Here is a 17,498-nt window from a genome sequence, read left to right as displayed (position 1 = left end):
ATCATCCCCTGCCCGGCGCGGGCGCAGTACCGGCGTCCTCCGCCGCGGCGGTGTCGCGTCCGCTCCCGAGCGAGAACGACGCGAAGAGGCCGAGGAGCACGAGCCCCGAGGCGACGAGGCCGACCTGGCGCGTCGCAGCGACGTACGCCTCCTCGAGGGCCACGACCGCCGGGGCGTTCGCGCCCTGCTCGGCGCGCAGGGCGCCGATCGCCGCGCCGGCGCTCGACGTCGTGGCCGTGACGAGCGCCTTGGTCTGCGCCGCAGGCACTCCCGCGGCCTCGAGGCGGTCGGTCGCCGACGACGTGAGCGTCGTGACGAGGACCGCCCCGATGATCGCCACGCCGAAGGCCGAGCCGACCTGCCGGGCGGTGCTCTGGGTGCCGGACGCCTGACCGGACTTGGCGACCGGGACGTCGGCGAGGATGACGCCGGTGAGCTGGGCGGTCGCGAACCCGACGCCGAGGCCGTAGAGGAACAGCCACGGCACGAGCCGCCAGACCGAGATGTCGACGCCGACGGACAGGGCGATCCCGAGGATCCCGAGGATCTCGGCGGCCAGCCCGATCCGGACGACGGCGCGCGGCCCGAGCCGGTTCGACAGCTGCGGCGCCACCGGGGCGGAGAAGAACGAGCCGGCCGCGAGCGCGACGAGCACCACCCCGGTGCGGGTCGCCGAGAGCCCGAGGATGTTCTGGATGTACAGCGGCAGCAGGAAGAGCAGCCCGAACTCGCCGAGGCTGATGATCATCGCGGCGATGTTGCCGTTGCGGAAGCTCGGGACGCCGAAGAGCGCGAGGTCGAGGACGACGACCCGGCCCTGCCGCTGCCGGCGCCGCTCCACGGCGACGAACGCGGCGACGGCGATCACCGCGAGGGCGGCGACCAGGACGATCGGCGAGACGGACGCCGTCCAGCCGAGCTCGGCGGCCGCGGCCTCCGAGGCGTTCCACCAGCCGTAGCGCTGGCCCTCGATGAGGCTGAAGACGAGCCCTCCGAGGCCGACGACGGACAGCGCCGTGCCGGGCAGGTCGATGCCCTTCGTCGCGCCGTCCTCCTTCGTCTCCCGGACGTACAGGAGCAGCCCGGTGACGATGACCGCCCCGACGAAGACGTTGATCCCGAACGCCCAGCGCCACGAGAACGTCGTCGTGAGCCAGCCGCCGAGCAGCGGCCCGACCGCTGCCATGCCGCCGATCGTCGAGCCCCACACCGCGAACGCGATGCCGCGCTCGCGGCCGCGGAAGGTCGCGTTGAGCGTCGACAGGGTGGACGGCAGGATCATCGCGCCGCCGATGCCCTGGAGCACCCGGGCGGCGATGAGCAGGGCGCCGCTCGGCGCGAGCGCGCAGAGCACGCTCGCCGCGACGAACACGACCGTGCCGGCCAGGAGCAACCGGCGGCGGCCGTAGAGGTCGCCGAGCCGGCCGACGGTGATGAGCAGGGCCGCGAAGACGAGCGAGTAGACCGACGTGATCCACTCGGCCTGCGTCGTCGAGATGCCGAGGTCGGCGATGACGCTCGGGATGGCGACGTTGACGATCGTGGCGTCGGCGATGATGAGCGCCACCGCGAGCGAGATCGTCACGAGCCCGAGCCAGCGCTTCGGGTCGGCGGCGGGGGAGCCCTCGGCCATGGCGCCGGTGGTGGACGGGTCGGACGTCATGCCAGCCTCCTGCGGAATGTTCAGCAGGCTGACTATAGGACGATCACGCCCCGCTGCCAGCCACGGGCACCGCGCGCACCTCGTCGATCGTCGGGAACGACGGCTGCGCCCCCTGCTTCGTCACCGCGAGCGCCCCGACGACGACGGCGGTCCCGAGCGACTCGGTGACCGACGCGCCCCGGGCGAGCGAGGCCGCGAGCGCCCCGACGAACGCGTCACCGGCACCCGTGGTGTCGACGACCTCGACGGCCGGCGGCCGGGCCCAGGCGTCGCCCGCGCCGTCCTGGGCGTAGGCGCCCTGCGCGCCGAGGGTGATGACGGCGGCCCCGGGGCCGAGCGCGCGCAGCCGCCCGGCCGCCTCGGCCGGGGCGAGCCCGCCGTCCCCGACGGGCTCACCGATGAGCAGCGCCGCCTCGTGCTCGTTGACGACGAGGACGTCGGTGCGGGCGAGCAGCGCGTCGGGCACCGGCCCGGCGGGCGCGAGGTTGAGGACGACGGTCCCGCGGGCGTGCTCCGCGGCGGCCAGGCTCACCTCGGCCGGGACCTCGCGCTGGAGCACGACGACCGTGGCGCCCGCGACGGCGTCGCAGCGTGCGTCCTCCGGCGTGACCGCGGCGTTCGCGCCGGGGGAGACGACGATCGAGTTGTCGCCGTCGGGGTCGACGAGGATGAGGGCGGCCCCGGTCGCCCGGTCCGCGGTCGCGAGCAGGGCGACGTCCACCCCGGACGACGCGAGCGAGGCCCGCAGCATCGCGCCGTGCTCGTCGTCCCCGACCCGACCGACGAACCGGACGGCGACCCCGGTGCCCTGCGCGACGCGGGCCGCCGCGACCGCCTGGTTGGCGCCCTTGCCGCCGGGGATCGTCGCGACGTCCCCGCCGAGGACGGTCTCCCCGGCCCCCGGCCGGCGCTCGACCCGGATGACGAGGTCGGCGTTGGCCGACCCGACGACGACGACGTCCACGGGACCTCCTGGCTGGGCACGACGGGCGAGTCGCACCGTAGACCAGTGACGAGACCGTTGGCGCGTCCCTGTGGACGGCGCGGCCCGCTCGTCGGACGCTCGGGCTAGGGTCTTCGGGTGGCTGCCGGACCCTCGACGCGTGACCTGCTCGCAGCGGCCGTCGGCGCGGTCGGCGGCTCCCCGCGGCCGGGCCAGGAGGAGATGGCCGTCGCCGTCGCCGACGCGGCCGCCTCCGGCGAGCACCTCCTCGTGCAGGCCGGCACCGGCACCGGCAAGTCGCTCGGCTACCTCGTGCCCGCGATCGCGCACGCCGTCGAGACGAGCACGCCCGTCGTCGTCTCGACGGCGACCCTCGCGCTCCAGGCGCAGATCGTCGACCGCGACCTGCCCCGGGTCGCCGACGCGCTCGCGCCGCTGCTCGGCCGCCGCCCGACCTGGCAGCTCGTCAAGGGCCGGCGCAACTACGTCTGCATGCACAAGGTCGAGGGCGGCTTCCCCGACGAGGACGACGCGCTCTTCGACGTCCCGGGCTCCGAGGCGGACGACGGCGTCACCGCCGGCGGCAAGGTCTTCGCCGCCCCGACCTCGCGCCTGGGCAAGGAGATCGTCCGGCTGCGGGAGTGGGCGGCGGCGACCTCCTCGGGCGACCGTGACGAGCTCGTCCCCGGGGTCAGCGAGCGGGCCTGGCGCCAGGTGTCGGTGAGCGCCCACGAGTGCCTCGGCGGCACCCGCTGCCCGAGCGCCGCGGACTGCTTCAGCGAGGCGTCCCGCGAGCGCGCCCACCACGTCGACGTCGTCGTGAGCAACCACGCGTTCGTCGCGATCGACGCGTTCGAGGGCCGCCAGATGCTGCCCGACCACGAGCTGCTCGTCGTCGACGAGGCGCACGAGCTCGCCGACCGGGTGACGTCCGTCATCACCGACGAGCTGACGGTCTCGGCGGTCGAGGCCGCCGCGAAGCGGGCCCGCAAGGCGGGGTCCGGTGACACCGGTCCGCTCGACACCGCCGCGGACATCCTCGCCGCGGCCCTCGAGGAGACCGAGGAGGGCCGGTTCACCGGTGACCTCCCGGAGTTCCTCCAGGTCGCGGTCGGCGCTGTCCGGGACGCCGCCAAGACCGTCTTCTCCGGGCTCAAGCCCGAGCCCGGCGCGACCGCCCCCGACGGCTCGCGGCAGGTCGCCCGGGCCGCCGTCCAGGAGGTCTTCGACGTCGCCGAGCGGCTCGCGTCCGGCTCCGCCGGGCCGCAGGGGCCGGACGTCGCGTGGCTGTCCCGGTACAAGCGCCCGGACGGCGCCGTCCGCACGGCGCTCGACATCGCGCCGCTCACGGTCGCCGGGCTGCTGCGCGAGCGGCTCTTCGGCGAGCGCACCGTCGTCCTCACGTCCGCGACCCTCACCCTCGGCGGCACGTTCGACGCCGTCGCGGGCAGCGTCGGGCTGCTCGGTGAGAAGACGCCGACGTGGCGCGGCCTCGACGTCGGCAGCCCGTTCGACTACCCGAAGCAGGGCATCCTCTACGTCGCCAAGCACCTGTCCCCGCCGGGCCGGGACGGCATGTCGGCCGCCGTGCTCGACGAGCTCGCGACCCTCGTCGAGGCGGCGGGCGGGCGCACCCTCGGGCTGTTCTCCTCGCGGCGGGCCGCCGAGTACGCCGCCGAGGAGCTCCGCGAGCGGCTCGACGTCCCGATCCTCTGCCAGGGCGACGACGCGACCCCGACGCTCGTGCGTGCCTTCGCCCGGGACGCGCAGACGTGCCTGTTCGGCACCCTCTCGCTCTGGCAGGGGGTCGACGTCCCGGGCAGCTCCTGCCAGCTCGTCGTCATCGACCGGATCCCGTTCCCGCGGCCCGACGACCCGCTCGCGGCCGCCCGCAGCCAAGCCGTCGCCCGGGCCGGCGGCAACGGCTTCATGCAGGTCGCGGCGACCCACGCCGGGCTGCGGCTCGCCCAGGGCGTCGGCCGGCTCATCCGCACCTCCGCCGACCGCGGTGTCGTCGCCGTCCTCGACAGCCGGCTCGCGACCGCGCGGTACGGCGGCTTCCTCCGCGGCTCGCTGCCGCCGTTCTGGTCGACGACCGACCGGGACGTCGTCCTCAAGGCGCTGACCCGGATCGGCGAGACCGCCCCCGAGGTGCTGCCCGTCGCCGACCCGGTCGACCGCGCGCTCGCCGCGGGCAACGGCGCGAAGACGCCGGCCCCGCCCTCGTCCCGGGCGGGGGTCACCGCCGGGCGCGGCTGGACCCCCGAGGAGGACGCCGGCCTGCGCGCCGCCGTCGAGGCCGGCCGGCCGCTCGCCGTCCTCGCCGAGCGCTACGACTGCGGCCCGGACCAGGTCGCGGCCCGGATGGCGGCCCTCGGGCTGGCTGTCGAGGCCCCGACCGAGGTCGACGTCGCCGCGGCCGCGCGGGCCGAGCAGCACGCGCCGGACGACGACGACGGCCTCATGCTGCTCACCTGACCGTGCCGCCCGTCTGACGGTCCGTCCCGACCCGAGCCCGGAGGTGCCCGAGTGCCGACGTGGGACGACGCAGCGCAGTGGTACGTCGACGGTGTCCGTGGTGCGGGCCGCGGGTTCAACGACCTCGCGGCCCGGGTGACCCTCGACCTGCTCGGCGGGCCGGACGGTGTCGCGGGTCGCCGGGTGCTCGACCTCGGCTGCGGCGAGGGACACGTCGCCCGGCGGCTGGCCCGGCTCGGCGCCCGGGTCGTCGCCGTCGAGCCGACGGTGGCGCTGCTCGACGCGGCCCGGGCGGCCGAGCGCGCCGGGCCGCTGGGGATCGACTACCGCCCGGGCGCCGCCGAGGACCTCGGCCCGGCGGGGCCGGGCCTGGGGGACGCCACTCTCGACGCGGTCTGCGCCGTCCTCGTGCTGCACCACGTCGCGGACCTCGACACGGCGCTCGGGCACGTGCACCGGGTGCTGCGGCCCGGGGGAGCGCTCGTCGTCGTGCTCCCGCACCCGTGGACCGACCACGACGGTGCCTGCTGGGTGCCGGGGCCGGGCGGGGAGCAGCGCGCCGCCGGGGCGTACGCCCGTGAGGGGTACTGGTCGTCCGGCCCGGCCGTGGGGGCGGCCCAGCCCGCGCCGCTGACGTCGGTCCGCGAGATCGGGTGGTACCACAGGACTCTCGGCACCTGGCTCACCGCACTGGCCCGCGCCGGGCTCGTCCTCGACGAGGTGCGCGAACCCGCGGGGGACGACGTCCCGGGCGCCGACCCGCGCTGGGCGCAGGTGCCGCGGTTCCTCGCGCTGCGTGCCGTCCGGGCCTGACCCTCAGAGCGAGAGCGCGGCGTCCGAGAGCGCGTCGACGGTCGCGGCGACCGCGGGCACCCGCATGAGGTCCGGTGTCGTCACCGTCGAGACGGCGCGCGGCGACGTGCCGCCGACCGCGCGGACGGCGACGCCCGGGTGCCGGGCCGCCGTGGGCAGCACGAGCCCGGGAAGCAGCGCGACGCCCAGCCCGGCGGCGACGAGACCGAGCACGGCCACGTAGTCGTCGGTCGCGTAGGCGATGGACGGCGTGTAGCCGGCCGAGGCGCAGGCCTGGAGCAGGTGGCCGCGGCAGCGCGCGCACCCGGCGATCCAGGTCTGCCCCGCGAGGTCGCGCAGATGCAGCCTGCGGGACTCCGCGAGCGGGTGCCCGGCGGGCAGCGCGAGGACGGGCGGGTCCTCGAGGAGCAGGCGGACCTCGAGGCCGGCGAGGTCGTCCTCGCCGCGGCCGAGGTCGGTGCCCGGGTACGAGAACGCGATGGCGATGTCGCACGCGCCGGCGCGCAGTCGCTGCAGCGACTCCGGCGGTTCGCACTCGTCGAGGCTCACCCGCAGGTCGGGGTGCTGGGCGCGCAGCGTCGCGAGCGCCGTCGGCACGAGGGTCGCGGACGACGAGGGGAAGGCGAGCAGCCGGACCCGGCCGCCGCGCAGGCCGGTGAGCGCCGCGACCTCGCTCGCCGCGGCGTCCAGCGCCGCGGTCACCGTGGCGCCGTGCCGGGCGAGGACCTGCCCGGCCTCGGTGAGCCGGACGCCGCGACCGCGGCGCTCGAGCAGGGCCGTCCCGAGCCGCCGCTCGAGCCGCCGGACGTGCTGGCTCACGGCGGGCTGGCTGTACCCGAGCGCCGTCGCGGCCGCGGTGATCGTGCCCGCGTCGGCGATCGCGCGGACGATCCGCAGGGACTGCACGTCGAGGTCCTCGGGCATGGGCGGATGCTAGCGCGTGCATAACGTGCCGTTATGGCTCTCCTCAGCATCTTGTCGTTGTGTGATGCGAGCGCGGAGGGGAGACTCGGGCGCATGATCTCGTCGTCCGCCGCCTCGTCGTCGCTCCCCCCGGCGCCCGTGGCCTCGTCGTCCGTCGCCGCCGCGCCGTCCCCCGGTCCGGCGCTCGAGGCGCTCAGGGCGTCCTTCGCGCCCGTCCCCGGCTACCTCAACGCGGCGACCCTCGGCCTGCCGCCGGCGCCGGTCGTCGCCGCGCTGCGCGGGGCGCTCGACGACTGGCAGGCCGGTCGCAGCGACGCGGCCGCGTTCGACGAGGACGTCCGCCGGGCGCGCGCGGCGTACGCCCGGATCGCCGGTGCCGCGGTGTCGGACGTGGCGGTCGGCTCGCAGGCCAGCGTGCTCGTCGGGACCGTCGCGTCGTCCCTGCCGGACGGTGCCGAGGTGCTCACGGTGCACGGCGACTTCGCGTCGGTCGTCTTCCCGTTCCTCGTCCACGCCGACCGCGGGGTCACGGTGCGGCAGGTGCCGCTCGAGGCGCTCGCGACCGAGGTCCGTCCCGGCACCTCCGTCGTGGCCTACTCGCTCGTGCAGTCCGCCGACGGCCGGGTCGCGGACGCCACCGCGGTCCGGGAGGCCGCCCGCGCTGTCGGGGCCAGGACGATCTGCGACGTGACCCAGGCGGCCGGCTGGCTCCCGCTCGACGCCGGGGCGGACGACGTCACCGTCTGCTCGGCGTACAAGTGGCTGTGCTCGCCACGCGGGACGGCCTTCCTCACGGTGCGCCCCGAGGCGCGGGCGTGGCTGCGGCCGACCGCGGCCGGCTGGTACGCGGGTCAGGACGTGTGGTCCTCGACCTACGGGCCGGACATGACGCTGGCCTCCGACGCCCGGCGCTTCGACGTCTCCCCGGCGTGGCACGCCTGGGTCGGCACGGCGGTCGCTCTCGAGCTGCTCGCCGCTGTGGGCACCGAGGAGGTCCGGGCCTGGGACGTGGCGCTCGCCGACGGGCTGCGGGCCCGGCTGGGGCTGGCCCCGGCCGGCAGCGCGATCGTCTCGCTGCCGGACCCGGACGGCGCGCGGCGCCGCGCGCTCGACCTCGCCGGGTGTGCCGTCGCCGGCCGGGCCGGGCTGGTGCGGATGTCGTTCCACGTCTGGAACGACGAGGCGGACGTCGACCGCGCGGCAGCCGCCCTGCAGGCGGCCGGGCTCGGCTGAGGGCCGCGAGGCCGCCGGTGCGGGGCCGTCCGGTCAGCCGCCGACGGCCACCCGGACGGCGGTCGTGAGCTCGCCGTAGGTCGTCACGCCGTCGAAGAAGTCGTCCGGGAAACGCACGTCGAGGGCCTCCTCGACGGCGACGAGCAGCTCGAACGCGCAGTCGTCGTCGAGGCCGAGGTCGCCGAGCGCGAGGTCCCCGGTGAGCACCTCCGGGGCGAGGTCGAGATGCGCTGCGACGACGTGCCGGACGGTGCCGTCGAGGTCGGGTGCCTGCACGGGGGATCCTCCAGACCCGGGAAACGGGACGTCGACTCGGCGGTCAGACTAGCCGCCCCGCGGCACCTCCCGCCGGTCGGTGACCCAGATTGATCGACATTGAGTCACAGACCGACCGCACAGGGTGACCGATCGTCGAAGGTTCACCCGTTCACCGGGCGTCGCCCCCGGTACGAAGAGGCGACGCCGGTGCGCGAGCGGCTCAGATCCGCCGCAGGACCGCCGTGACGCGCCCGAGCACGGTCGCGTCGTCACCGGGGATCGGCTGGTACGCGGGGTTGTGGGGCATGAGCCAGACGTGCCCGTCCCGGCGCTTGAAGGTCTTCACGGTCGCCTCGCCGTCGATCATCGCGGCGACGATGTCGCCGTTCTCGGCCACCGGCTGCTGCCGGACGACGACCCAGTCGCCGTCGCAGATCGCGGCGTCGACCATCGAGTCGCCGACGACCTTGAGCAGGAACAGCTGCCCGTCGCCGACGAGCTGGCGGGGCAGCGGGAAGACCTCCTCGACGGCCTGCTCGGCGAGGATCGGGCCACCGGCCGCGATCCGGCCGACGACGGGGACGTAGGACGGCGTGGGGCGGTCGTCGCCCGCACCGGTCTCGTCGACACCGGCGTCCTCGACCGCGGCCGACCCGGCGCCGGGGATCATGACCTCGATCGCCCGCGGCCGGTTCGGGTCCCTGCGCAGGAAGCCCTTGCGCTCGAGCGTCGTGAGCTGGTGGGCGACGCTGCTCGGGCTCGTGAGCCCGACCGCCTCGCCGATCTCCCGCATGCTCGGGGGGTACCCGCGCCGCTCGACGGAGTCGCGGATCGTCTCCAGGACGAGCCTCTGCCGGGACGTGAGTCCGTCGCCGCCGGCCGGGCCGTCCGGGAAGGCGTGCACCCGGGCTCCCGGCTCCTGCGTCGCGTCGGGCTCCGGTTGCTGGTCGCCGCGGCTCATGTGCGCCTCCTCCTCGGTGGGGTTGCCGGTCGTAACGCTAGGGCCCGCCGCGACACGTTTCAAACACATGTTCGAACGTGTCTCGACTCTGTCGGTGCCCGGTGATAGAACCGTACAGACGTTCGATCGAACACGGGTTCGATCCTTCCCCCGCGTCGGAGGCTGACATGAGCACCTACGTTCTCGGCACCACCGCCGTCCGCGGCACCAGTGCGGTCGCCCGGGCGGCGACCCGCCCGGTGGCCGTCCCTGCGGGCCGCCCCCAGGCGCGCCCCGACCTGCGCCTGGTCACCGCGCCCGCGCCGGCCGGGCGCCGTGAGGTCGGCACCCGGCCCGCCCGGCTCCGCCTCACGCGTCGCGGCCGGGCCGTCGTCCGCCTCGCCATGGTCCTGCTCGGCCTCCTCGTCACCGCGGTCGTCGTGCTCGGCGGCGGGCGCGTCGCCCACGCCGACGAGTCGGCGACGCCGGTCCCCGTGGCCTATCACGTCGTCCAGCCGGGGGAGAGCCTCTGGCAGATCGCCGGCCGGGTCGCCCCGGGCGTGGACCGGCGCGACACCGTGGCCCGGATCGTCGAGCTCAACGCGCTCGAGAGCGGGTCCCTGGAGGCCGGTCGCCGGATCGCCGTCCCGGTCGCGGGCTGAGACGTCCGTCACCTCTCGTGTCGAGCCGGATCCGCTCCGTCCACATCCTGCGGCGGCCCCTCGCTCGGACCTGGGTGTGATCTCTCTCAGTAGTCAGATCGGCACGCCGAGTGACCAGCGACGTTCTCGCGACACGCGTGTCGGGCTTGCACGGCCCCGACGACAGGCTTAGCGTTACCCCTACATCTAGTAGTTACACCGATGTAAGCCGTCCACATCTAGTCCCCAGGGTCATCCCCAGAAAATCGGGGGTTCCCCACAGGAACTCCCCAGGTCTGTCCACAGGCGGGCGGGGGAGCGACTGGCGGGAGCGGAACGGACGGCGCCGTCGGAGCGACGTCGGGAGCGCGGCGACGCGGAAGGAGGGGTGCACGATGAACTGCCCGTTCTGCAGGAACTCGGACTCGCGGGTCGTCGACTCGCGCAGTGCCGACGACGGCACGGCGATCCGCCGGCGGCGGCAGTGCCCCCAGTGCGGCCGCCGCTTCAGCACCGTCGAGACCGCGAGCCTCACCGTCGTGAAGCGGGCCGGCGTCTCCGAGCCGTTCAGCCGCTCGAAGATCGTCAGCGGCGTCCGCAAGGCCTGCCAGGGTCGCCCCGTCGGCGAGGACGACCTGGCCCTCCTGGCCCAGCGCGTCGAGGAGGCGGTCCGGGCGACCGGCGTCGCGGAGATCGACGCCCACGACATCGGGCTGGCGATCCTCGGGCCGCTGCGCGAGCTCGACGAGGTCGCCTACCTGCGCTTCGCGAGCGTCTACCAGGCGTTCGACGACCTCGAGGACTTCGAGACGGCCATCACGATGCTCCGCGCCGAGCGCGAGCCCACCGGCGTCGAACCGGGGCCTGTCGCCCCCGGTCCCGTCGGTCCCCCCGGCGGGGCCCCCTGATCACCGCCGGCGGCGACGCAGGGGAAGGCGACGCCGCCGGCGGTTCCACCGCACGGCCAGGATCCACCGCACGGAGCACGGCACCAGGCACGACGGCGTCAGGCACCACGCACGGCAGCACCGCAGGGCAGCACCGCACCACCCACCCCGAAACACCGCACCGCACCCGAACCGCCCACCGCACCTGCGCCGTCCGTCGGCCCCCGGCCGCCGGACCTGCCCGTGCGGGCCCGACGGCTCCGGATGCAGCACCGGGGGCATGCACCAGAGCCAGTGGCACGCAGCGATTCGCACGACAGGCAGAGCACCGACAGACCCGATCGGGCCGGCAGATCCAGCCGTCTCGAGTCCAGGCGGGCGCCGACGCGCCCGGAGACAGCACGAGGGGAAGCAGCAGACATGACGGAGACCGCGTCCGGCCCCGGGGCCCGCAAGACGCGGGGTGGAGACACCCCGAAGATCCAGCGGAAGGGCCTGACGATCGAGCGCGTCTACACCACCGCGGGGGTCCACCCCTACGACGAGGTGACGTGGGAGCGACGCGACGTCGTCCAGACGAACTGGAAGTCCGGCGAGACGATCTTCGAGCAGAAGGGCGTGGAGTTCCCGGACTTCTGGAGCCTCAACGCCTCGACGATCGTCACGACGAAGTACTTCCGCGGTGCCGTCGGCACCGCACAGCGGGAGTGGAGCCTGCGCCAGCTCATCGACCGGGTCGTCCTCACGTACACGAAGGCCGGCAAGGACTACGGCTACTTCGGGTCCGAGGCGGACGCCGAGGTGTTCGAGCACGAGATGACGTGGATGCTCCTGCACCAGGTCTTCAGCTTCAACTCCCCGGTCTGGTTCAACGTCGGGACGCCTGCGCCGCAGCAGGTCTCGGCGTGCTTCATCCTCGCCGTCGACGACTCGATGGACTCGATCCTCAACTGGTACAAGGAGGAGGGGTTCATCTTCAAGGGCGGCTCCGGCGCCGGCCTCAACCTCTCCCGGATCCGGTCCTCCAAGGAGCTGCTCGCCAGCGGCGGGACGGCGTCCGGGCCGGTCTCCTTCATGCGAGGTGCCGACGCGTCCGCGGGCACCATCAAGTCCGGCGGGGCGACCCGGCGCGCGGCGAAGATGGTCGTGCTCGACGTCGACCACCCCGACATCGAGGAGTTCATCGAGACCAAGGCGCGCGAGGAGGACAAGATCCGCGCGCTGCGGGACGCCGGGTTCGACATGGACCTCGGCGGCCGGGACATCGTCAGCGTCCAGTACCAGAACGCGAACAACTCGGTCCGGGTGAGCGACGAGTTCATGCGCGCGGTGGAGAACGGCGAGCGGTTCGGCCTGCGGGCCCGCACGACCGGCGAGGTCATCGAGACGGTCGACGCCAAGGAGCTCTTCGGCAAGATGGCCAAGGCGGCGTGGGACTGCGCCGACCCCGGCATCCAGTACGACGACACGATCAACGACTGGCACACGACGCCCGAGTCGGGCCGGATCAACGCCTCGAACCCGTGCTCGGAGTACATGCACCTGGACAACTCGTCGTGCAACCTCGCGTCGCTCAACCTCATGAAGTTCGTCAAGGACGACGGCGCGTTCGACGCCGAGCTCTTCGTCAAGTCGGTCGAGCTCGTCATCACGGCGATGGACATCTCGATCTGCTTCGCGGACTTCCCGACCGAGCCGATCGGTGACACGACCCGCAAGTTCCGCCAGCTCGGCATCGGGTACGCCAACCTCGGTGCGCTCCTCATGGCGTCGGGTCTCGGGTACGACTCGGACGGCGGCCGCGCGCTGGCGGCGTCCATCACCTCGCTCATGACGGGGACGGCGTACCGCCGCTCCGCCGAGCTCGCCGGCGTCGTGGGCCCGTACGAGGGCTACGCCCGCAACGCGGACGCGCACCGCCGGGTCATGCGCAAGCACGCGGCGGCGAACGACGCCGTCCGCACCGTGACCTCGCTCGACAAGGACGTGCACCGCGTGGCGTCCCGGGAGTGGGAGCTGGGCAACAAGATCGGCGAGAAGAGCGGCTGGCGCAACGCGCAGGCCTCGGTGCTCGCGCCGACCGGCACCATCGGCTTCATGATGGACTGCGACACGACGGGCATCGAGCCCGACTTCTCGCTCGTCAAGTTCAAGAAGCTCGTCGGCGGCGGCTCGATGCAGATCGTCAACCAGACGATCCCGATGGCCCTGCGCAAGATGGGCTACGCCGAGGAGACCGTCGAGGCGATCGTCGAGTTCATCGCCGAGCACGGGCACGTCATCGACGCCCCCGGTCTCAAGCGGGAGCACTACGACGTCTTCGACTGCGCGATGGGCGAGCGGTCCATCAAGCCGATGGGCCACGTGCGGATGATGGCGGCCTGCCAGCCGTTCCTGTCCGGCGCCATCAGCAAGACGGTCAACCTGCCCGAGACGGCGACGGTCGAGGAGATCGCCGACGTCTACTTCCAGGGCTGGAAGCTCGGCATCAAGGCCCTCGCGGTCTACCGGGACAACTGCAAGGTCGGCCAGCCGCTGTCCGACGCGAAGGCGAAGAAGACCGACGCGACGGCCACCGAGACGGTCGTCGAGACCCGTGTCGAGTACCGGCCGATCCGCAAGCGCCTGCCGAAGCGTCGTCCGAGCCAGACGATCTCGTTCGCGGTCGGCGGCGCGGAGGGCTACCTCACGGCCGGCTCCTACCCGGACGACGGCCTCGGCGAGCTCTTCCTGAAGTTCGGCAAGCAGGGCTCCACGCTGGCCGGTGTCATGGACGCCTTCTCCATCGCGGTGTCCATCGGCCTGCAGTACGGCGTGCCGCTCGAGACGTTCGTCGAGAAGTTCACGAACCTGCGGTTCGAGCCGGCGGGTCTCACCGACGACCCGGACGTCCGGATGGCGCAGTCGATCATGGACTACGTGTTCCGCCGGCTCGCGCTGGACTACATGGACTTCGACACCCGGTCCGCGTACGGCATCCACAGCGCCGCCGAGCGGGCCCGCCACCTCGAGACGGGCTCGTACTTCGAGGACTCCTCCGAGGACGTCTCCGAGGAGGACCTCGAGACGCTCGCCCAGTCGGCGCCGTCCGTGAAGCCGAAGGCGGAGGTGAAGGCCGAGAAGCCCTCGGCCGTCGCGAAGCCGGCGCCGGTCGAGGTGCACTCCTCGGCCGAGCTCCTCGAGAAGCTCGTCGGCATCGCCTCGGACGCGCCGATGTGCTTCACCTGCGGCACGAAGATGCGGCCCGCGGGCTCGTGCTTCGTCTGCGAGGGCTGCGGGAGCACGAGCGGCTGCAGCTGAACCTGACGACCGACAGCGCCGTCCGCCCCGTTCCCGGGGCGGGCGGCGCTGTCGTTCCGGGACGGTGCGATCATCGCGTCCGCCGGACCGGGCGGCGGCTCGTGCGGTAGGAATCGTGGTGCTGGCTCGAGGATCCGCGACCGGAAGGGCGACCCGTTGACGACCACTCAGACCGAGGTGGGGGAGGCGCGGTTCACCGCGCTCGTCGCCGCCTCGTGGAAGCGCTACAACGCCTGGGAGTACTCGCGCCGCGCGGACGACGTCGCGCTCGGCGCGGTCATCACGTCGTACGTGTCGGGCGGCTGGCGGCTCATCGACCTGGAGTCGGACGGCACCTCGCACATGGTGCGGTTCCAGGCCGGCCAGGGCACGGACCGCCTCCTGGTCCGTCTCGTCGCGCTCTGCGAGGACCCGGTGCGGGCGAAGGCGCTCGGCCGGCTCGTCGAGGTCCAGGTCGCGTACGGGCTGCGGGCCGACGACTTCTCGGCGATCAAGCAGGCGATCAAGGACGAGCTGAAGTCGAACATGGTGGAGAACGCGTCCGAGCCGGGCGTCATCACGGTCGACGGCGACATGTCCACCGGCTACGTCTACGCGACCGTGCCGCTCATCCTCGACCTCGACGACTACTTCGACGGGTTCACGGTCAGGGCGCCGATCGCCGGTGACCTGCACGTCGCGGCGCAGTCGCTCCACAAGTACCTCACCGGAAGGCTGGCCGGCTGATGCTCAAGCTCCTCACCGACTTCGCGGCCCGCTCGGAGGCCCGCGAGTCCCGCGACGAGGCCGTCGTCGGGCAGATCATCGCGGCGATGGGCCGTCGCGGTTTCCCGACGATCGGGTTCAGCACCGGCCTCGCGGAGGACAGCGGCTTCCAGGCCGTCCAGTTCGCGACCCCGGCCGACCCGGTCCTCCACACGCTGACGGTCGTCCTCGACCGCAAGACCGGCGGCGGGGCGATCCAGGAGAAGATCATCGGCTCCAAGGCGACGCTGCGCATGGTCGCCGAGGTGAAGAACTTCATCGCCGACCCCGACGACCTGCTCGCGATGTGGCGCACCGACGCGAGGAACATCCTCCGGATGCCGATGATGGGCCAGGTCCGCCTCGACCATCAGCTCAACACCGTGACCGCGACGAAGCAGATCCTCGTCGAGCTCACCGAGTACGACGGCCCGGAGGACACCCAGCGCGTCGAGCAGACCCTGTGGGCGCTCTACGGCGAGCTGCGCGACGCCCTCGTGCCGTACAAGCGGGCCTCGATCGTCGACGACCCCATGTGAGTTGCTCAGGACGCTCGCCGTCTGTGGGGTAAGGACTACGGCAACCCGCCGTCGTCCTTACCCCACAGTGGTGGTCGGGCGGCGGGGAGGTGCCGTCGTCGCGCGCTCGACGAGCGCCGCCGGCAGCACCGTGTGCCGGGCGCGGGTGCGCCGGCCGTCGATCCGGTCGAAGAGGCGCTCGGCGGCGAGGCGGCCGATGTCGGCGAGCGGCTGCGCCACCGACGTGAGGCCGATCGAGCGCAGGCCGCTGAGCCGGGTGCCGTCGAACCCGACGACCGACATCTGCCCGGGCAGGTCGAGACCGGCGTCGGCGACGGCCGCCAGTGCACCGAGCGCGGCGAAGTCGTTCACGACGAACAACGCCGTCGGTCGATGCCGCTGAGCGAGCGCGGCGCGGGCCGCGGCGTAGCCGGCGGCGTCGTCGAGACCCCCTGGCAGCACGGTGATCTGCCGCTCCAGGCCGGCGGCGGCCATCGCGGCCCGGTAGCCGGCCTCGCGGTCCCTGGCGACCGGGTCGTCCCCGCCGCCGAGGTGCGCGATCCGCCGGTGCCCGAGCGCGACGAGGTGCCGCACCGCGAGCTCGGCCCCCGCCCGGTCATCGGTGCAGACGGTGTCGATCCCCGGGCCGGTGACGTCCCGCCGGGTGGCGACGACGACCGCCGTCTCCGCCGCGATCGCGCGCAGCGTCGCGGCGTCGAGCCGGTGCGAGACGAGGACGAGTCCCTCGACCCGGAACTCGAGGAGCTTGTCGAGCTCGGGCCGCTCCTGGGCGGCGTCGCTGCCCGTGACGACCATCGTCCGGTAGCCGCGGGCGCGCACCCCGGCGAGCACCCCGTCGAGGATCTCGGCGAACACCGGGTTGTGCAGGTCGAGCACGAGGACGCCGACAGTCCGGCTGGACCGGGCGACCAGCGCCTGCGCGGCGGCGTTCGGCCGGTAGCCGAGCTCGGCGGCGGCCGCGAGGATCGCCTCCCGGCTCGCCGGCGCCACCGCCGCCGAGCCACGCAAGGCCAGCGACACCAACGACTTCGACACCCCGGCCCGGGCTGCGACGTCGATGATCGTCGGGCGGCCGCGAGGTGCGGCGGAGGCGGCCGTCAATGCTCCTCCGCGCTGATCGTCGTGACGTCCACCGGACCGCCCCGCAGGACCGACAGCTCGCAGCCGATCGCGGCCCGCAGCGCGTCGAACGCGGCCTCGGGCGGGCAGGGGTTCGGTCCGCCGGCGACGAGGCCGACGAAGGCGGACGTCTCCGCGCGGAACGCCTCCCGGAAGCGGTCGACGAAGCCGCCGTAGGGTGCCGGGCCCGGTGGAGGACCGTCGAGGGCGAGCAGCGGGGTGCGCTCGTTGAGCCCGGCCGCGACCGAGTCGCCGGACCCGTACAGCTCCGCCCGGACGTCGTGCCCGCGCGGGTCGTGCCGGGCCTCGTGCAGGCTCACCTGGACCCCGGAGGCGGTCACCGCGTGGACGACGGCGACGTCGCCGTCCGGGACGGGGCCGGCGGCGCTCGGGTGCCGGACGTCGAAGCGCCGGTGCTCGCGCACCGCGACGGTCGCGTGCACCGTGGCGACCGGTGAGCCGGTGAGCCAGGCGACGAGGTCGAGGTCGTGCACCGCGAGGTCGCGGAAGATGCCGCCGCTCGTGGCGATGAACTCCGGCGACGACGGCTCGTGGTCGTGCGACAGCAGACGCAGCGCGTACAGCGTGCCGAGCGCGCCGGTGCGGGCGAGGTCGTGCGCCGCGCGCAGCCCCGCGTCGAAGCGGCGCTGGAAGCCGACCTGCACCGCGGTCCCGTGCGCAGCCGCGCGGTCGACCGCCCGCCGGGTCTCGGCGAGCGTCGTCGCGATCGGCTTCTCGCACAGCACCGGCCGGCCCAGGGGGAGGACGGCGTCGAGCACCTCGGCGTGGGCCGCCGTCGCGGGCGCGACGACGACCGCGTCGACCTGCGCCGCGGTCCGCGCCAGGTCGTCCCAGGCGACGGCCGCGCCACCGGTGCGGGCGGCGACCCCGGCGGCACGGTCCGGCGTCCGGTTCGTCACGAGCACCTGCTCGACGCGCGGGTCGGCCGCGAGGTCCTCGGCCCGCAGTGCACCCATCCGGCCGGCCCCGACGACGAGGATCCGCATCCGTGCCCC

The 17,498-nt window shown here is 74.1% G+C and carries 15 protein-coding genes; 8 read left to right on the top strand and 7 right to left on the bottom strand.

Annotation, left to right across the window (positions count from 1 at the left end; genetic code table 11):
• Position 1: 1 nt before the first annotated feature.
• Together EDJALFJO_RS27295 and EDJALFJO_RS27290 are read right to left on the bottom strand one after the other, a co-directional pair.
• Positions 2-1,663, bottom strand: coding sequence for an MFS transporter (locus tag EDJALFJO_RS27295; RefSeq protein ID WP_198950698.1), 1,662 nt, complete (start codon positions 1,661-1,663; stop codon positions 2-4).
• 43 nt (positions 1,664-1,706) lie between these two features.
• Entirely contained in the window at positions 1,707-2,627 is a 921-nt protein-coding gene (locus EDJALFJO_RS27290; RefSeq protein ID WP_088289476.1) for a ribokinase, read from the bottom strand.
• 117 nt (positions 2,628-2,744) lie between these two features.
• Between EDJALFJO_RS27290 and EDJALFJO_RS27285 the strand changes: the two genes are divergently transcribed.
• Together EDJALFJO_RS27285 and EDJALFJO_RS27280 are read left to right on the top strand one after the other, a co-directional pair.
• Positions 2,745-5,084, top strand: a complete 2,340-nt coding sequence (locus EDJALFJO_RS27285) for an ATP-dependent DNA helicase (RefSeq protein ID WP_233150063.1) — start codon at positions 2,745-2,747, stop codon at positions 5,082-5,084.
• Between the two features lie 51 nt (positions 5,085-5,135).
• Positions 5,136-5,897, top strand: a complete 762-nt coding sequence (locus tag EDJALFJO_RS27280; RefSeq protein ID WP_088289475.1) for a bifunctional 2-polyprenyl-6-hydroxyphenol methylase/3-demethylubiquinol 3-O-methyltransferase UbiG — start codon at positions 5,136-5,138, stop codon at positions 5,895-5,897.
• 3 nt (positions 5,898-5,900) lie between these two features.
• Here EDJALFJO_RS27280 and EDJALFJO_RS27275 read toward each other — a convergent pair whose 3' ends face one another.
• Positions 5,901-6,821, bottom strand: a complete 921-nt coding sequence (locus tag EDJALFJO_RS27275; protein WP_088289474.1) for a LysR family transcriptional regulator — start codon at positions 6,819-6,821, stop codon at positions 5,901-5,903.
• A gap of 93 nt (positions 6,822-6,914) precedes the next feature.
• Here EDJALFJO_RS27275 and EDJALFJO_RS27270 point away from each other — a divergent pair, with 93 nt between their 5' ends.
• The gene (locus EDJALFJO_RS27270; protein WP_088289473.1) at positions 6,915-8,054 is read left to right on the top strand and encodes an aminotransferase class V-fold PLP-dependent enzyme; all 1,140 of its coding nucleotides are present in this window, start codon (positions 6,915-6,917) and stop codon (positions 8,052-8,054) included.
• 33 nt (positions 8,055-8,087) lie between these two features.
• Here the strand turns inward: EDJALFJO_RS27270 and EDJALFJO_RS27265 are convergent, their stop codons facing one another.
• Complete coding sequence (locus EDJALFJO_RS27265; RefSeq protein WP_088289472.1) at positions 8,088-8,330, bottom strand: acyl carrier protein; 243 nt, start codon at positions 8,328-8,330, stop codon at positions 8,088-8,090.
• 202 nt (positions 8,331-8,532) lie between these two features.
• Positions 8,533-9,273, bottom strand: a complete 741-nt coding sequence (lexA, locus tag EDJALFJO_RS27260; protein WP_198950697.1) for a transcriptional repressor LexA — start codon at positions 9,271-9,273, stop codon at positions 8,533-8,535.
• 167 nt (positions 9,274-9,440) lie between these two features.
• On the opposite strand from lexA, the gene EDJALFJO_RS27255 reads away from it, so the two are divergent.
• The 5 genes from EDJALFJO_RS27255 to EDJALFJO_RS27235 all read left to right on the top strand — a co-directional run bounded on the left by EDJALFJO_RS27255 (position 9,441) and on the right by EDJALFJO_RS27235 (position 15,363).
• Positions 9,441-9,914 carry a LysM peptidoglycan-binding domain-containing protein gene (locus tag EDJALFJO_RS27255; RefSeq protein WP_088289470.1) on the top strand — a complete coding sequence of 158 codons (474 nt, stop codon included), beginning with the start codon at positions 9,441-9,443 and terminating at the stop codon, positions 9,912-9,914.
• Between the two features lie 374 nt (positions 9,915-10,288).
• Positions 10,289-10,801 (top strand): transcriptional regulator NrdR, encoded by a 513-nt coding sequence (gene nrdR, locus EDJALFJO_RS27250; RefSeq protein WP_088289469.1) that lies wholly within the window; start codon positions 10,289-10,291, stop codon positions 10,799-10,801.
• Positions 10,802-11,200: 399 nt separating this feature from the next.
• Complete coding sequence (locus tag EDJALFJO_RS27245) at positions 11,201-14,080, top strand: vitamin B12-dependent ribonucleotide reductase (protein ID WP_088289468.1); 2,880 nt, start codon at positions 11,201-11,203, stop codon at positions 14,078-14,080.
• A 156-nt stretch (positions 14,081-14,236) separates the two neighbouring features.
• Positions 14,237-14,806, top strand: coding sequence for a hypothetical protein (locus EDJALFJO_RS27240; protein WP_143448815.1), 570 nt, complete (start codon positions 14,237-14,239; stop codon positions 14,804-14,806).
• Positions 14,806-15,363 (top strand): hypothetical protein, encoded by a 558-nt coding sequence (locus EDJALFJO_RS27235; protein WP_088289466.1) that lies wholly within the window; start codon positions 14,806-14,808, stop codon positions 15,361-15,363. Before EDJALFJO_RS27240 ends, EDJALFJO_RS27235 begins: the two co-directional genes overlap by 1 nt.
• 57 nt (positions 15,364-15,420) lie before the next feature.
• Here EDJALFJO_RS27235 and EDJALFJO_RS27230 read toward each other — a convergent pair whose 3' ends face one another.
• Entirely contained in the window at positions 15,421-16,464 is a 1,044-nt protein-coding gene (locus tag EDJALFJO_RS27230; RefSeq protein WP_198950696.1) for a LacI family DNA-binding transcriptional regulator, read from the bottom strand.
• Positions 16,461-17,489: a Gfo/Idh/MocA family oxidoreductase gene (locus EDJALFJO_RS33775; RefSeq protein WP_158220586.1), complete on the bottom strand. Its 1,029-nt coding sequence runs from the start codon at positions 17,487-17,489 to the stop codon at positions 16,461-16,463. Before EDJALFJO_RS33775 ends, EDJALFJO_RS27230 begins: the two co-directional genes overlap by 4 nt.
• Positions 17,490-17,498 lie beyond the last annotated feature (9 nt).

This window comes from Kineosporia sp. A_224 (assembly GCF_002198655.1).
Classification (GTDB): Bacteria; Actinomycetota; Actinomycetes; order Actinomycetales; family Kineosporiaceae; genus R-H-3.
This window is presented reverse-complemented; position numbering and strand designations above follow the sequence as displayed.